Origin of the sequence: Janthinobacterium longum (assembly GCF_051380735.1) — a bacterium.
Classification (GTDB): Bacteria; Pseudomonadota; Gammaproteobacteria; order Burkholderiales; family Burkholderiaceae_D; genus Janthinobacterium.
This window is the reverse complement of sequence record NZ_JBNYXQ010000003.1, coordinates 42,038-56,518: the sequence shown is the minus strand read 5'-3', so window position 1 is coordinate 56,518 and position 14,481 is coordinate 42,038. Positions and strand designations below refer to the sequence as shown.

The window sequence follows — 14,481 nt, the reverse complement described above, 5'->3', positions numbered from 1 at the left end:
GCTCCGATAACAGTGGCAGGGACAGGCTCTCACTATAGTCATGCGCCGGAAGTTGATCAAGACGCCAAATATTGATATATCATTGCCGTTTTGTTGATGATGGATGCCGATGGATACCTTGCGCAGCATGCGCGTGTTTCGCGCCGTGGTGGAACTGGACAGTTTCGTGCGCGCCAGCGAGCGCCTAGGGCTCTCGCCGGCGATGGTCAGCAAGCACGTGATGCACCTGGAACGCCACCTTGACGCGCGCCTGCTGAACCGCAGCAGCCGCCACCTGAGCCTGACGGAAATCGGCAAGGTGTATTTCGAGCAGTGCCGCGAGATGCTGGACAATCTCGACGAAGTGGAAGCGACCGTCGGCCGCACGACAGTGGTGCCGCGCGGCATGCTGCGCCTGAGCGCGCCCGTCTGGTTCGCCAACCCCATCTTTACGCGCACCCTGGCCGCCTACCGCGAGCGCTTTCCGGAAGTCACCTTCGATATCGACCTCAGCGGCCGGGTGGTGAACCTGGTGGAAGAGGGTTTCGACCTGGCCCTGCGCGTCGGCCAGGCGCCATCGCCGGCCCTGATCGCCCGGCCGGTCGGCAAGGTGGTATTTTACCTGGTGGCGGCGCCGGCCTATCTGGCCCGTGCTGGCACGCCGCGCCTGCCGCTGGAGCTGGCCGCGCACGCCATGATCAGTTATTCGTTGATGGCGAGCGGCAATGAACTGCGCTTCGACGGGCCGCAGGGCAGCGTCAGCGTCAAATTCCAGCCGGTCTTGCAATCGAATAATGAAAGCCTGCTGCATGCGGCCGCGCTCGACGCCATGGGTATCGCACTGCTGCCGTCGTGGCAGGCCGATGCCGACCTGGCGGCCGGCCGCCTGGTGCGCCTGTTCGATGATTACCCCCTGATCGGCGGCAAGGTGCATGCCGTCTACACCAGCCGCCGCTACCTATCGTCCAAGGTGCGCACCTTTATCGATTTCCTGGCGGATGAAGGAGGCCTTGGTGATTAAGCACGCTTTATTCCCGATACCGTTGCTTTCCGTGCTTTCCGTGCTGTCCATGCCGGCGCTGGCACAGCAGGCACCGCAGGATGGTGCGCCTGCCACTCTTGCCGCGCCGGCCACCTCGGGCGAGTTGTCGGCCGAAGTGGGCGAACATGGCCAGCGCAGCGGGCATGCCAGCGTGGCACGCGACCAGCAGGGCTGGTCGCTCGATGCCGCGCTGGACCTGGTGCGCAATGGTAACTACCGCGATGGCAGCGTGTTTCTTGAACGGGGTGCCAGCCTCGGCGCGGAATGGAAGTCGCGCCAGGGCCGCTTCGGCTTCAGCGCCGATAAAGTCGAACAGGAAACCCGCTACCCTGCGCCGTTCAGCACGTTCAAGGCACAGGCCTGGCCGCTGGCCGCCTGGCCGGACGACCGCTACCGCTACGACGTGGCGCGCGCCAGTACTTTCGTGCAGCGCTATATCGGCAATATCGAGCTGGGCGTGGAAGCGACCTTGCGCGAAAAACGCGCGCAAGCCATTTATGCGGGCGACACCGGCAGCGATGTATCGTCGTACCGCAGCCGCCAGTTGCAACTGGCGCCGCGCCTGCGCCACTATGGCAAGCTGGGCACGGTCGGCACCGATACTGAACTGGGCGTCGACCTGATGCAATGGGAGCGCCGCACGGCGCGTTCGAACGAAGACAGCGCCAGCGACCTGACGCGCCGCCAGCATGCACGCGCGCTGCTGCTGCGCGAAGAACTGGCGTTTGGCGGCGTGCATGCGCCGCGCCTGCTGCTGGGCCTGCGCCGGGAACAGTTTCACCTCGACCCGTCGGACTTGCCGGCCGGTGGCAGCGACTGGGAAAACCAGCGTGCCTGGGACCTGCAGGGCAGCTTTCTGCTGCGTCCCGATACCAGCGTGTATGCCAAGACCGCGCGCAGCTACCGTATCGATGACGATGGCTATACCAGCGCCGGCTACCGGCCGCTGGCGGGGCAGTTGCGCTACCAGCGAGAAGTGGGGGTGAACTGGACCGGCAAGGACCGCAGCGCATCGCTGCGCCTGTTCAGCGAACGCCTGCTGACCAGTATCGTGTTCGACCAGAGCCTGGTGGAGCTGAACCAGCAGGGCTTTGCGGGCAACCTGGAACCGGCCCGGCGCGACGGCATGGCCATCGAGGCGAGCATGGTGCTGTCGCCGGCCTGGCGCGTCGAGGGCCAGCTGCAGCAGGCGCATGCGCGCTATGAAAACTATCCGTACGACGGCGCCGACATCGCACTGGTGCCCAAGACCCTGGCCGCCGCCCGGCTGTACTGGACGCCACCAGGGCGCAGCAGTGCCGACCTGGGCGTGCAGTGGCTGCGTGCCCTGCGCTATGGCAATGACTTCGACAACAGCTGCCTGGCGCAGGTGCCGGCGTTTGCCACGGTGGATGGCCACTATGGCTACAAGGCCGGCGCCTGGCAGCTGGAACTGTCGGTCAGCAACCTGACCGACCGCCGCCATTATGGCGATGCGCGCTCTTGCCGCTCGAGCATTTACCAGAACGATACGCGCCAGTTGCGCCTGTCGGCACGCTACCAGTTCTGACGCTGGCGTGCAGCGGGGCTTAAATGGGGCTTAATTGGGGCTCAAGCAGCATGGCGTACTGGCTGCTGCCGGCCTTTTTTGACAGCTGCCCTCGATGCAGGCGCGCAAAAAATGGTAACCTCGCACTGTTCACGACCACTATGATGAAGGATTTGACTATGCGTTTCCCGCGCTTCCTGCGTTCCCTGCTGCGCCCGGTGCTTGCCGCCACTTTCCTGCTCGCTGCCACCGGTGGCGCCATGGCTGCCGATACGGGCTTTACCACGCTGGCCACGCCGCAGCGTACCGACACCGGCAAGAAAGTGGAAGTGGTCGAGTATTTCATGTACTCGTGCCCGCACTGCAATGCGCTCGATCCGCTGATGCACGACTGGGTCAAGAAGCAGGGCGACAAGATCGCTTTCCGCCGCATCCACCTGGCCTTCTCGGGTCCGAAAGACCCGCAGGCGCATGCCTACGTCACGCTCGAAGCGATGGGCGTGCTGGAGCAGTACCACGACAAGATCTTCCGCACCATCCACGTCGAGCGCAACCGCCTGATGACCGACGGCGCGATTCTCGACCTGCTGGTCAAGAACGGCATCGACAAGGCAAAATACCTGGAAATGTTCAACTCCTTCGGCGTCCAGACCAAGCTCAAACGCAACGAGCAGCTGATCGCCGCCAGCAAGATCGACAGTGCGCCGACCATCGTCATCGACGGCCGTTTCGTGACCTCGCCGGCGCAGCTGTCGCGTCCCGGCCAGTCCGAGCCACAAACCCAGCAGGCGACCTTGCGCGTGATGGATGAACTGGTGGCGCGCGTGCTGAAAGAGCGCGGTACTGTGCCTGCGCCGGCGAAGAAGTAAGCGCCATGAAACAGCTGCCCTGGATCTTGTGCGTAGCCGCGCTGGCGCTTGTCGCCTGGCTGGCGCTGGCTGTCGTCAATGTGGAAAACCAGCGCAACGCACTGGCCAGCAAGGCCTGTGCCGAAGCCGACGTGCAGTGCCTGGCCGCTGCCCATACGCGCGCACACTGGTGGCAGCACCTCACTTATGCGCTCACGCATGTGCGGCCTTGACCGTAACAGCAACACCCCACCAGCCCGCCCAGTGCGGGCTTTTTAACATTCTGGAGCAATCATGAAAGAAGTCATCCTGATCACCGGCAGCAGCCGCGGTATCGGCGCGGCGACGGCCTTGCTGGCGGCACGCCAGGGCTACGCCGTCTGCATCAACTATGTACGCGACAAGGAAGCGGCCGAACTGCTGTGTGCGCGCATCAACGGCGAGGGCGGCCAGGCAATCGCGGTGCAGGCCGATGTCGGCCATGAAGCGGACGTGGAACGGCTGTTTGGCGAGGTCGATGCGCGCTTGGGCACGATCACCGCGCTGGTCAACAATGTCGGCGTGCTGGAGCAGAAGTGCCGGCTGGTCGACATGTCGGTGCAGCGCATGGAGCGCGTGCTGCGTACCAATGTGATCAGTTACTTCCTGTGCAGCCAGCAGGCGGTGCGGCGCATGTCAACCGCAACGGGCGGGCAGGGTGGTCGTATCGTGAATGTGTCGTCGGTGGCCGCGCGCCTCGGTGGCAGCGCCGAATACGTCGACTATGCGGCCTCGAAAGGCGCGATTGACACCTTGACCGTCGGCCTGGCGAAAGAGGTGGCGCTCGATGGCATCCGCGTCAACGGCGTGCGCCCTGGCCTGATCTACACCGAGATCCATGCCTCGGGTGGCGAGGCGGGCCGGGTCGACCGCCTGGCCTCCGGCGTGCCGATGCAGCGCGGCGGCCAGAGCGAGGAAGTGGCGGACGCCATCCTGTACCTGCTCAGCCCTGCCGCCAGTTATGTGACGGGGGTGTTGCTGGACGTGTCCGGCGGCCGCTAGACTGCCTTTGAGTGCGGCGTGATCACCACCGTGCAGGTGGTGCCGGCGACCAGCACCTGGCCCTTGGGCTGCTGGTCGATATGGATGCGCACCGGCACGCGCTGGGCCAGGCGTACCCAGTTGAAGGTGGGGTTCACGTCGGCCAGCAGTTCGCGGCCGGTGGCGGCGTCGCGGTCGGTAATGCCGCGCGCGACGCTTTCGATATGGCCGTGCAGGGTGCCGCCGCTCATCAGCCGCATTTCCGCCTGGTCGTCCTGCGCCAGCATGGCCAGTTTGGTCTCTTCAAAATAACCGACCACGTAATACGAGGCGCTGTCGATCACTGCCAGCTTGGGTGCGCCGACGGCGGCAAAGTCACCGGTATGCACGTTCAAGTTGGTGACGTAGCCATCGACCGGGGCGCGCACGGTGGTGCGCTCGAGGTTCAGTTGCGCCAGCGTGCGTGCGGCCAGTGCGCCCTGCACCTGCGAGGTGGCCGAGCTGGCGGCAAACGCCGCCGTTTCGCGGCTTTCGGTCGAGATGATGCTGGCGTCCAGGCTGGCGCGGCGCTGTGCTTCCTTGCTGCGGCGGCCCTGTTCCGTGCGCTGCGCGGCCAGGGTGGCGTCGGCCTGCGCCAGCGCGCTGGCATAGCGCTGCTTGTCGACGACGAACAGCACGTCACCCTTGTGCACGACCTGGTTGTCGCGCACCAGCACCTGCGTCACGGTGCCGGCCACGTCGGCGCTGATATTGATCACGTCGGCCTTGATGCGGCCGTCGCGTGTCCACGGCGACTCCATGTAGCGGTCCCAGACAGTCTTGCCGATCCAGAGTGCGGCGGCGAGCAGCAGCAGCGTGATTGCGTAGCGGGTCAGTTTGGTTACCATCGAGGTACCCCTTCTTTGATCAGGTTGAACAGTTTTTTTTATTTGTACAGCGATAAAGACAGCGCGCCAAAGATGGCGATGAAAATGCACAGCCGCGCCAGCGACGGATGCCACACCATCCGGTACACGCCCAGCCAGCCGAACAGGCGGTCAAGCACGGTTTGCAGCGCGATGCTGAGGATAAACAGGGGCAGCAGGGTGGGCAGCAATACCCCGAACAGGGCGAATTCACGCGGCATGGGAGTCTCCGGCGGCAGGCGCCATATGGTCGAGTAAAGAGGTGTACAGCGAGTGCAGGTCGGCCAGCGCCGTTTGCAGTCGCACGTGGCGTTCGGCGCCGGCGCCACTTTGCGCTTCACGCACGCAGGCGCCGGCTTGCAGGGTCGCATTGATGGCCACCTGCAGATCGGCATCGTGGCGCGTGCGCAGCCAGGCGGCGATGCTGGCTACGCAGCGGCCCAGTGCACGGGTGGCGGCGCCCGGCGCTTTGGACGTGGCAACGAGTTCGCGCACTTCGATCACCGAGTGGCCGATCTCCAGCAGGGTCAGTGCCTCTCGCACGACGGCGCGTGTTTCTTCGCCCGGCGCCGGGCCGGCCGCCGCATTGAGCTGGCTCAGCAGGTCGCGCATGCGATTGTCGAAACGGTGCTTGTTGGCGGACCCTTGCGCCAGGCGCGTGGTGCAGGCACGTAGCGTTTCGCGCCACAGGGCCGGCCCCACATGGTCCTTGTGACCCATGGTGTGCTCTGGCAGGATGACGGCAAATACCAGGCCGGCCAGCGCCAGGCCGACGATCAGCGCCATGCTTGTATTGAGAAACGCGGCGCCGTCGACATGCATCAGATTGGTCGGCGCCATCTGGGTGATGAAGGTGCCCACGCCCAGCCCGATGCCGAGTTTGGCCGGATTGCTCATCAAATACAGGGCGACGGCCAGGAAGGGCGCAAAGCTCAGCACCAGCATCGGAAAGCCGTCGCCATGCACCAGCACGAAGTACACGCAGACCAGCGACAGCGGCAGGGCGATGAAAAACCCCGTCAGCACCTGGCGTATCATCGCGATCGGGCGCGGCGACGACGAAGCCAGCGCGCAGAACACCGCTGCCATCAGCATGGCCGTGCTGGCCGAGGGCCAGGCCAGGAACCAGGCGCCCAGCGCCAGCAGGGCCAGACTGATGGCCGCGCGCGCGCCGCTGGCAATCACCAGCGCTGGCGGGGTTTTCGGCGCATACGCTTGCGCCGTGCTGACGTCGAGCGGCGTGTCGTGGACCAGGCTGAAATACACCTCGTGATAGCGGCTCATGTCGCGTGCAAAGCGTTCCAGCAGCTCGCAGACGGTATCGAAATCGATGCGCTGGGCATGCTCGATGCTGGCCTTGTCGATCTGCACGCGGGCCTGCGCCAGCGCCGCCTGCAGATGCAGCTGCATGGTATCGAGCGAGTCCTGCGACGGCCGCGAGTGCAGCGCTTCGGCAATGATGTCGAGCAGCGGGGCGCAGGCCTCGACGATCTGCGTCTGGCCATCGCGCTGCAGCCGCTCGAACAGGCGGTGAAAGGTATAGAAGGTGGTCAGCGCCGTCATGAAGGTGGCATTGAAGGCGCGCAGTTTGCGGTTTTGCGCGCGTACATGGCTGACCGCGTCGCTCACTTCGAACAGCGCCGCCGAGCGGCCCAGTTCCAGCGCGGCGACATCGGCCGCAAAGCGCAGGTGCGTCACTTCCACCTCGGCGGCCGACAGTTTTTGCTGCAGCACGTCCTGGCAAAAGCCGAGGAATTTTTCGTAGCGCGCCTCGACCGCACGCATCACCTGCGTGCCCTGGTGGCGCGGCAGCAGCACGCTGGACACCACCGCCGAGCAGATAATGCCCAGGCTCACTTCAGCCACGCGGGTAACGGCCAGCGCAAACACCTGCATCGGCTGCTCGATGGCCGGCAGCACGATCATGCAGGCGGTATAGCCGGACAGCACATACACATACGACTGGGCGTTGCGGTGCAGTGCTGCGCCGCTCGTGCACAGGCCCACCCACAGTGCCAGGCCGGCAAACAGCAGCACCGGCTGCTGCGGGAAAAAGCCGATCAGGCACAACGCCGCAGTGCAGCCAAGCAGGGTGCCGCACAGGCGGTAAAAGCTTTTTTCCAGCACCATGCCGCTGCTGGGCATGGCCAGGATGATGGTAGTGGTCATGGCCGTGCTGGGCGAGTCGAGGCCCAGCCGGTAGGCCAGCCACAGCGCGCAGAAGGCGGCCATCAGGTTCTTGGCGACATAGATCCAGCGTTCGCCTTCGGTCACGCGCCAGTCTTGCAGTGCTTGCACCAGCCAACGTGCGGCCCGTGGCAGGGGGCCTGTATGTGAGGGTACTGTGGCTGGCGTCATCGATAGCGTTGTTAGTCCGGGTGGTTGAGATTGTTCAGGTTGCGCAACTGGCGCGCATACAGTTTGTCGAGCACCTGCAGTTCTTCCGCAGTAAAACCTTCATACAACGACGAGGTTTCGGCGTACACATCCGGCAGCGCCGTTTCGATCAGGGCGCGGCCCTTGTCGGTCAGCGAAATCATCACCGAGCGGCGGTCGCCGGGGCGCGTGCCGCGATGGATCAGGCCGCGCGTTTCCAGGTCGTTGCAGACGCGCGTCAGGTTGGCCGGCTTTTCATGGCAGGCCATGCCCAGCACGGCGGCGCTCGAGGTTTCGTCTTCGGTGCCATACAACACGGCCAGCACCATATAGCTGGCGTCGACCAGATCGTGCTTTTTCAACGCCGCATTGGTCAGGTCCTTCATGCCTTTCTGGATGTGATACGTCATGCGCAGCAAGCGCATCAGTTCCAGGGGGAACGCCGGCATGCGCGTGCGGATATGCTGCAGCCGCTTCGAGGTGGCATCAAATGCTGTCATGTCGTGTACCTTTGCGTATGAATAAAGCGCTGATTGTATCTTGCCGTGTTATGGCAACGCTAATATTTTGGCCTGCGTTCGCCAGGCTCAGATTCCGCCTCCCAGTGCATTCATCAGGGAAACATAGAGATCGAGTTCGCTGGCGCCGTTCTGTGCCTGCTGCTGTTGTTCCGCCAGCAGCGCCACTTGCGTGTTGAGCATATTGATGGCGTCGCTCATGCCAGCCTTGTAGGCCTGCTCGGCCAGGTCGCGCGCCCGTTGCGCCGTGGCCAGTGCCTGCTGCGTCAGTTCGTGCTGCTTGCGCAGCGACTGCGCTTTCGTCACCGCATTGGCGACGTCCATCATGGCGTTGATCACGGTGGCGTTGTACTGCTCGACGGCGCCGTCATACACTGCCGTCTGGCTGCCCAGCTGGGCGCGCAAGCGGGCGCCGGCAAAGATCGGCAGGCTCAGTGCGGGCGAGGCGCCGCGCAGCTGCGAATTGGCGTCCAGGAAATGGCTGAAACCGAATGCCTGGAAACCGGCAAACGCCACCAGATTCACGTTCGGATAAAACTCTGCCTTGGCCGCATCGATGCGTTTGGCGGCCGCTTCCACGCGCCAGCGCTGGGCGGCGATATCGGGACGGCGGCCGATCAGCTCGGCCGGCAGGGCTGCGGGAATCGCCAGCGGATGCTCCAGCCGCAGCACCGGGCGCGTGAGCGCGATTCCTGCCGACGGACCCTTGCCCGACAGCGCGGCCAGCTGGTTGCGCAGCAGCGCCAGCGCTTCATTGGTCTGTTCCAGCTGGCGCCGGCCGGCAGGCAAGGTGGTTTTGATCTGTTCCACATCGACGTCGGTACCGATGCCGGCCTGGCGGCGGCGCTGGGTAATGTCGAGGATGCGTGCGCGCTGCGCCAGGCTGTTTTGTATCACGTCCTGCAAAGTAAATTCATACGACAGCTGGATGTAGGTGCGCACCAGCGCCGTTTCCAGCGCCAGGCGCGCCATCTGTGATTCGGCCGACGCCAGTTGCACGTCGCCGAGAGCGGCCGCCAGTGCGGCGCGGTTGCGGCCCCACAGGTCCAGGTCATACGAGGCGGTGACGGTGGCCTGGTTGCGCCACGCGTAGTTGCCGGCCAGCGGCGCTGGCGTGCTGCCATGCTGCGAATACAGTTCGCGGTTGATCGACACGCTCGTATCAAGCTGCGGGCGGGTTTTGTCTTCGGCCGCGCCGGCCAGCGCTTCGGCCTGGCGCACGCGCGCCTGGGCGCCGCGCAGGGTCGGGCTGTCGGCCAGTGCCTGTTCCATCAGGCGATCGAGTTGCGGGTCCTGCAATGCTTGCCACCACTGGGCGCGCGGCCAGTCTATGGTGGCGCTGGCGCCGTCATTCGTCCTGCCGCCGTCCAGCGCGTGGGCATCGGCCAGCGTCGCCTGCGGCGCAATATGGCCCATGTCGGCGCAAGCGGCAAGGGCAAGGGCCAGGCTGGCGGCGAGCAGACGGCGGGGCAGGAACATGCGCAGAACTCCAGGGAAAATAATCGGTAACAAGGTAAAACTCGCCGCGGTGAGCTTGCCAGGAGTGGCCTGGGCATGCTGCGCCGCAACGACGGTGGTACTAAAAACCGGCTGGGCGATTTTTATTTGACGACATGGTGACGGGTCTGCGCGATATCGAAATCGGCTTCCGTCTGTGGAATTTCGCCAGCCTTGCGGGCGGCGTAGAACTCGCTCATGACCTGTTCGTGCGTTACGGTGCTGGCGGCGGTAACAGGGGTTTTCGGATAGTCGACTTCGCTGGTGGCGATTTCGCCGGCGTTGCGGGCGCGGATATATTCGGCTGTGACCTCGGCGCGCGTCTGTTGCGTGCTGGTGGCTGGCGCTGTGCTCTGGGCAAAAGCCGACGAGGCGGCAAGAACGAGCAATGCTGCTGCGATTGATTTGACTTGCATGATGAACTCCTGTTTGGGCATGGCTGGGTGGATGGGCCGGATCGCCACGTACCGGTCGGCTCGGCGGCACGGCGCGGGTGGGGCCTTGCTGCCGATAAAACATGTTTCTGGATCAGAAGCGTGCTTACTTGAATGAACTATATCACTGAATAGTACATTTGTGAAATATTATTTTCAAATCTGGCGCGTCGCAGCCGTGCGACGTTCTTGTGAAGGGTGGAGTACAGTAATATTTTATTAACAGGAGAACAGCATGAGCGCAAGCAGCCTCGATCCAGACAACCTGCCCGGCCTGCCGGACCGCGTGCTTGGCACGGGCCACGGCAAGGGCGCACTGGGCCCCAGCGACAGTTCCGACAGCGGCAGCGATGTGCAGGGCATACCCGGCCAGGACCAGGAAAGCCTGGACAGCGACAGCGATGCCGCGGGCACCGGTGAACGCGCCGGCGTGGAACCTGAAAACGCGGCACCAGACGGCGGCGATATCGATGTCGATCACATCGAGCGCATGGTACCTGACCGTGCCGTTGACGACGTCGAAGGCGAAGAAGACCCCGACCGTCCTGACTGAGCGTAAAATGGCGGCTAGTCCGTTCACCAGAAAGTCGCAGCGATGACGCAAGACAAGCAAGAGAAACAGAAAACCTTGATGTCGATGTACCGCGAGACGCGGCCGCGCGAGTTTATCGGCGAGAAAAGCACCACCAACCACCTGGCGTGGAGCTTGCTCGTTGTGTTGGTGGCGTTGGCCTTCTGGCTGGCGCTGGCGCTGGCGGCGGCAGAAAACCAGCGCTACGCCCTGCAGACGAAAGCCTGCCAGGACCGCGTGTTTCCCACTGAAATTGACACGGCTTGCCTGAAACAGATCAGGTCGCGTGAGCATTCGTGGCAGCACATAGGGCATGCGCTAGTGCATTTGGGTAGCTAATGCAGGAACGTAAAAAAATGGGCGTCGACCCGGCTAATGCCGTTCAGTTAGCGCCCATACGCTGCCAGTAAACCTGCAAAACGGATTAAAGCCCAAGTCGCCCGCAAAGGTGTACCGGGTCAAGCGGGTCCGAAAAATGTCGAGGGCAAGGCGCAGCGACGACGACAGTACGCTAGTACGGCTAGGAGCTGCAACGCCGCCATCGGCATTTTCTCGGGCCCGCGTCTCCGGCCCGCCTTTGTTATGTTTTTTAGCCTTTCAATGCCTCGGACAGCTTAAATGAACGGCATTACACCGGTCTGCCGCCCGTTTTTTCAAGGCTTTACTTTCTTATTTGGCCCGCGACGGCCCTTCCCACAGATTGATATGCCCTTCGCGCGCCTGCACATCGATTGCGCGCAGCTCTTCTTCCGTAAAGCCCAGCTGCTGCAGCGCCGCCACGTTTTCACGGATCTGCGCGCTGCTGCTCGCACCGATCAGGGTGGTGGTGACGCGCGGATCGCGCAGCACCCAGGCCAGCGCCATCTGCGCCAGGCTCTGGCCGCGGGCTGCCGCGATCTGGTTCAGGCCGCGCACCCTGGCCAGGTTTTCCGCGCTCAGGTGTTCCTTGGTCATCGAGCCGCCGCCGGGGCGGTTGATGCGCGCATCCTGCGGCACGCCGTCCAGGTATTTGTCGCTCAGCAGGCCTTGCGCCAGCGCCGTGAAGGTGATGCAGCCCATGCCTTCCTGTTCAAGCGTGTCGAGCAGGCCGTCGTCCTCGATCCAGCGGTTGAGCATGTTGTACGACGGCTGGTGGATCAGACACGGCACTTTCCAGTCGCGCAGCAGGGCCGCCGCTTCGGCCGTTTTTTGCGGCGAATACGAGGACAGGCCCACATACAGCGCCTTGCCCTGCTGCACGGCGGTGGCCAGCGCGCCCATGGCTTCTTCCAGCGGCGTGTCGGGATCGAAACGGTGCGAATAGAAGATGTCGACATAGTCCAGGCCCATGCGCTTGAGGCTCTGGTCCAGGCTGGCCAGCACGTATTTGCGCGAGCCGCCGCCCTGGCCGTAAGGGCCGGGCCACATGTCCCAGCCGGCCTTGGTGGAAATGATCAGCTCATCACGGTACGGCAGAAAGTCGTCGCGCAGCAGCTTGCCGAAATTGCTTTCCGCGCTGCCGTAAGGCGGACCGTAATTGTTGGCCAGGTCGAAATGGGTAATGCCGAGGTCAAATGCGGTACGCAGCATGTCGCGCTGGACGGCCAGGCTGGTGCTGTCGCCGAAGTTGTGCCACAGGCCCAGCGACAGCAGCGGCAGTTTCAGTCCACTGCGCCCGCAGGTACGATATTGCATCTGTTCATAACGGTTCTCGGCGGCGTGATAGGTCATGGTGTCTCCTCTGGTAATGAAGCGCTTATTCTCGCGCAAATCGGCCAAGCGTGCGCACTCGTTTCCAGCCTTACAATGGTTCTTTTCCTGACCACGGAGCCACGCCATGGAAGTCGAACTCAAACTCCTGCTTGACCCGCAGCACGCCGCGCGGGTGCGCGAGCATCGCTTGCTGGCGCAATATGCGACGCAGCAACCAAGGCTGCTGTCCATGCACGACGTCTATGTCGATACGCCTGATTTGCAGCTGTGCCGCCACCATGCCGGCCTGCGCGTGCGTCACATCGATGGTGCCTGGGTGCAGACACTGAAAGCGGGCGGCAGCGTGAGTGGCGGCCTGCACAGCCGTCATGAATGGGAGAGCGAGGTAGCGGGCCCGGTACCGGAACTCGATGCGCTCGACGCACTGACAGGTCGCAAGCAGCCGGTGCGCGCGCTGCTGCGCAAGGACGCCATCCGCGCCAATCTTCACACGGTATTTACTACGCGCATCGAGCGCACGGTGTGGCAACTGGCCACGCCTCAGGGGGATTTGGTTGAGTGCGTGCTGGATCAGGGCGTGATCGAACACGGCGACAATAGCGTGCCGGTGAGCGAGATCGAACTGGAACTCAAATCGGGCCGTCCGGCCGCCCTGTTCGAGATCGCGCTGGCGCTGCAGCCCGAGGTGCCGCTGTGGATAGGCCAGACCAGCAAGGCCGAACGCGGTTATCGCCTTGCTGCCGGGTTGCCGGTGAAAGCCGTCAAGGCGCAGCCACTTGTGCTGGGCGATGTGCTGTCGGTGCAGCAGGGTTTCCAGGCGATTGCCGCCAATTGCCTGGAACAGGTCAGCGCCAACCAGGACGGCGTGGCAAGCAGCGAGGATGTGGAAAGCCTGCACCAGATGCGCGTCGGTTTGCGCCGGCTGCGCTCGGCCTTGTCGCTGTTCAAGCCGCTGCTGGCCTTGCCCGAAGACCTGCAGGCCGACCTGGACTGGCTGGCGCTCAAACTGGGCGCCGCGCGCGACTGGGATGTGCTGGCCCTGGACACGCTGGCGCCGTGCCAGGGCGAACTTGATGCCGACATCCTGTCGCCCTTGACCGGGGCGGCGCGCGAGCAAGCCCGCACCGCCCATGCGCTGGCGGCCGAAGCGCTGGCCGATACACGCTACACGCGGCTGATGCTGGGATTGCAGCACTGGTTGCTGGCGTGTGGCTGGCGCGAGGGAAGCACGCCGCGCCAGCGCCGCGCACTGGATGGGCCGCTGCTGCGTTTTGCGCGCGTAGCCCTGCAGCGGCGCCAGCGCCGCCTGCGCAAGCGCGGCAAGCTGCTGTTCAAAGGCACGCCCGATGAACGCCACCAAATCAGGATAGCGGCCAAGAAGGCGCGCTATGCGGCTGAATTTTTTGCCTCGCTGTTCAAGGCCGGCAAGGTGCGTGCGTACGTGCAAGCGCTTTCAAAGCTGCAGGACGTGCTGGGCATGCTCAATGACCTGCAGGTGGCCGACACCTTGCTGAATACGCTGGCGAGCCAGCAGCCGCAGGTGCAATCGCAGGCGGCTTTCGTGCGCGGCTATCTGGCGGCGCGCGCCCAAGAACGGCTGGGCGACGCGCGCGGCATGGAGCAGGCCTGGCGGCGCTTCAAGGCGGCGCGCCTGCCAGGCTGAATCGGACTACGATTATTGCAGCTTGCTGTTCTGGCAGCCCGAGCTTGAGCATTCGCGGAAGCGGTCTTGCAGGAATTGTGCGCGCTTGATGGTGGTGCTGGTGGCGCAATCGAGGTTCACATAGAAGCCGGAGCTGTCTTTTTTCGAGCAGCTCTGGTTGCGCTCGTTGATCCACGACAGCTGGCCCGACTTCAGGGTCTGCTTGCCATTGGCGTCGAGCTTGGCGGCCAGTTTCTTGTAGTTGTCGTTCAGTTCCTTGTCCGCTTCCTGGTACACCTTGTTCAGGCAATACAGGCCGTCGAAATCGTTGCGCGGCGTATCGCAGGCGGAGTTGGCAAAGGCGGAGCCGGAAGCACACAGCATCAGGGCAAGCATGAGTTTTTTCATGGCGTTCTTTCGTAAGAGGAG

At 63.8% G+C, this 14,481-nt stretch carries 16 protein-coding genes; 8 read left to right on the top strand and 8 right to left on the bottom strand.

Going from position 1 to position 14,481, the window contains the following annotated elements:
- Positions 1-109 precede the first annotated feature (109 nt).
- The 5 genes from ACQ4WM_RS11060 to ACQ4WM_RS11040 all read left to right on the top strand — a co-directional run bounded on the left by ACQ4WM_RS11060 (position 110) and on the right by ACQ4WM_RS11040 (position 4,438).
- Positions 110-1,000: a LysR family transcriptional regulator gene (locus ACQ4WM_RS11060; protein WP_436546729.1), complete on the top strand. Its 891-nt coding sequence runs from the start codon at positions 110-112 to the stop codon at positions 998-1,000.
- Positions 993-2,570, top strand: coding sequence for a TonB-dependent receptor (locus ACQ4WM_RS11055; RefSeq protein WP_436546728.1), 1,578 nt, complete (start codon positions 993-995; stop codon positions 2,568-2,570). The genes ACQ4WM_RS11060 and ACQ4WM_RS11055 overlap by 8 nt, the downstream gene beginning before the upstream one ends.
- A gap of 158 nt (positions 2,571-2,728) precedes the next feature.
- Positions 2,729-3,418, top strand: a complete 690-nt coding sequence (locus ACQ4WM_RS11050; RefSeq protein WP_436546727.1) for a thiol:disulfide interchange protein DsbA/DsbL — start codon at positions 2,729-2,731, stop codon at positions 3,416-3,418.
- A 5-nt stretch (positions 3,419-3,423) separates the two neighbouring features.
- Complete coding sequence (locus tag ACQ4WM_RS11045; RefSeq protein ID WP_436546726.1) at positions 3,424-3,630, top strand: hypothetical protein; 207 nt, start codon at positions 3,424-3,426, stop codon at positions 3,628-3,630.
- 61 nt (positions 3,631-3,691) lie between these two features.
- The gene (locus tag ACQ4WM_RS11040) at positions 3,692-4,438 is read left to right on the top strand and encodes an SDR family oxidoreductase (protein ID WP_436546725.1); all 747 of its coding nucleotides are present in this window, start codon (positions 3,692-3,694) and stop codon (positions 4,436-4,438) included.
- Here ACQ4WM_RS11040 and ACQ4WM_RS11035 read toward each other — a convergent pair.
- From ACQ4WM_RS11035 to ACQ4WM_RS11010, 6 genes are all read right to left on the bottom strand, one after another.
- Positions 4,435-5,304 carry an efflux RND transporter periplasmic adaptor subunit gene (locus tag ACQ4WM_RS11035; RefSeq protein WP_436546724.1) on the bottom strand — a complete coding sequence of 290 codons (870 nt, stop codon included), beginning with the start codon at positions 5,302-5,304 and terminating at the stop codon, positions 4,435-4,437. The genes ACQ4WM_RS11040 and ACQ4WM_RS11035 overlap by 4 nt on opposite strands.
- A gap of 38 nt (positions 5,305-5,342) precedes the next feature.
- Positions 5,343-5,543 carry a DUF1656 domain-containing protein gene (locus ACQ4WM_RS11030; protein WP_436546723.1) on the bottom strand — a complete coding sequence of 67 codons (201 nt, stop codon included), beginning with the start codon at positions 5,541-5,543 and terminating at the stop codon, positions 5,343-5,345.
- Positions 5,533-7,620 carry an FUSC family protein gene (locus ACQ4WM_RS11025; RefSeq protein WP_436546722.1) on the bottom strand — a complete coding sequence of 696 codons (2,088 nt, stop codon included), beginning with the start codon at positions 7,618-7,620 and terminating at the stop codon, positions 5,533-5,535. The genes ACQ4WM_RS11030 and ACQ4WM_RS11025 overlap by 11 nt, the downstream gene beginning before the upstream one ends.
- A 71-nt stretch (positions 7,621-7,691) precedes the next feature.
- Entirely contained in the window at positions 7,692-8,198 is a 507-nt protein-coding gene (locus ACQ4WM_RS11020) for a MarR family winged helix-turn-helix transcriptional regulator (protein ID WP_436546721.1), read from the bottom strand.
- A gap of 87 nt (positions 8,199-8,285) precedes the next feature.
- Positions 8,286-9,695, bottom strand: a complete 1,410-nt coding sequence (locus ACQ4WM_RS11015) for an efflux transporter outer membrane subunit (protein ID WP_436546720.1) — start codon at positions 9,693-9,695, stop codon at positions 8,286-8,288.
- A gap of 122 nt (positions 9,696-9,817) precedes the next feature.
- Positions 9,818-10,129, bottom strand: a complete 312-nt coding sequence (locus ACQ4WM_RS11010) for a DUF4148 domain-containing protein (RefSeq protein WP_436546719.1) — start codon at positions 10,127-10,129, stop codon at positions 9,818-9,820.
- Between the two features lie 253 nt (positions 10,130-10,382).
- Here ACQ4WM_RS11010 and ACQ4WM_RS11005 point away from each other — a divergent pair, with 253 nt between their 5' ends.
- Together ACQ4WM_RS11005 and ACQ4WM_RS11000 are read left to right on the top strand one after the other, a co-directional pair.
- Positions 10,383-10,700: a hypothetical protein gene (locus tag ACQ4WM_RS11005; RefSeq protein ID WP_436546718.1), complete on the top strand. Its 318-nt coding sequence runs from the start codon at positions 10,383-10,385 to the stop codon at positions 10,698-10,700.
- Positions 10,701-10,742: 42 nt separating this feature from the next.
- On the top strand, positions 10,743-11,057 hold the full coding sequence (locus ACQ4WM_RS11000) for a hypothetical protein (RefSeq protein ID WP_436546717.1): 315 nt from the start codon (positions 10,743-10,745) through the stop codon (positions 11,055-11,057).
- 330 nt (positions 11,058-11,387) lie between these two features.
- On the opposite strand, the gene mgrA is transcribed toward ACQ4WM_RS11000, so the two are convergent.
- Positions 11,388-12,428 (bottom strand): L-glyceraldehyde 3-phosphate reductase, encoded by a 1,041-nt coding sequence (gene mgrA, locus ACQ4WM_RS10995; RefSeq protein WP_436546716.1) that lies wholly within the window; start codon positions 12,426-12,428, stop codon positions 11,388-11,390.
- A gap of 106 nt (positions 12,429-12,534) precedes the next feature.
- Between mgrA and ACQ4WM_RS10990 the strand changes: the two genes are divergently transcribed.
- Positions 12,535-14,073: a CYTH and CHAD domain-containing protein gene (locus tag ACQ4WM_RS10990; protein WP_436546715.1), complete on the top strand. Its 1,539-nt coding sequence runs from the start codon at positions 12,535-12,537 to the stop codon at positions 14,071-14,073.
- 12 nt (positions 14,074-14,085) lie between these two features.
- Here ACQ4WM_RS10990 and ACQ4WM_RS10985 read toward each other — a convergent pair whose 3' ends face one another.
- On the bottom strand, positions 14,086-14,460 hold the full coding sequence (locus ACQ4WM_RS10985; RefSeq protein ID WP_436546714.1) for a lysozyme inhibitor LprI family protein: 375 nt from the start codon (positions 14,458-14,460) through the stop codon (positions 14,086-14,088).
- Between the last annotated feature and the right edge of the window lie 21 nt (positions 14,461-14,481).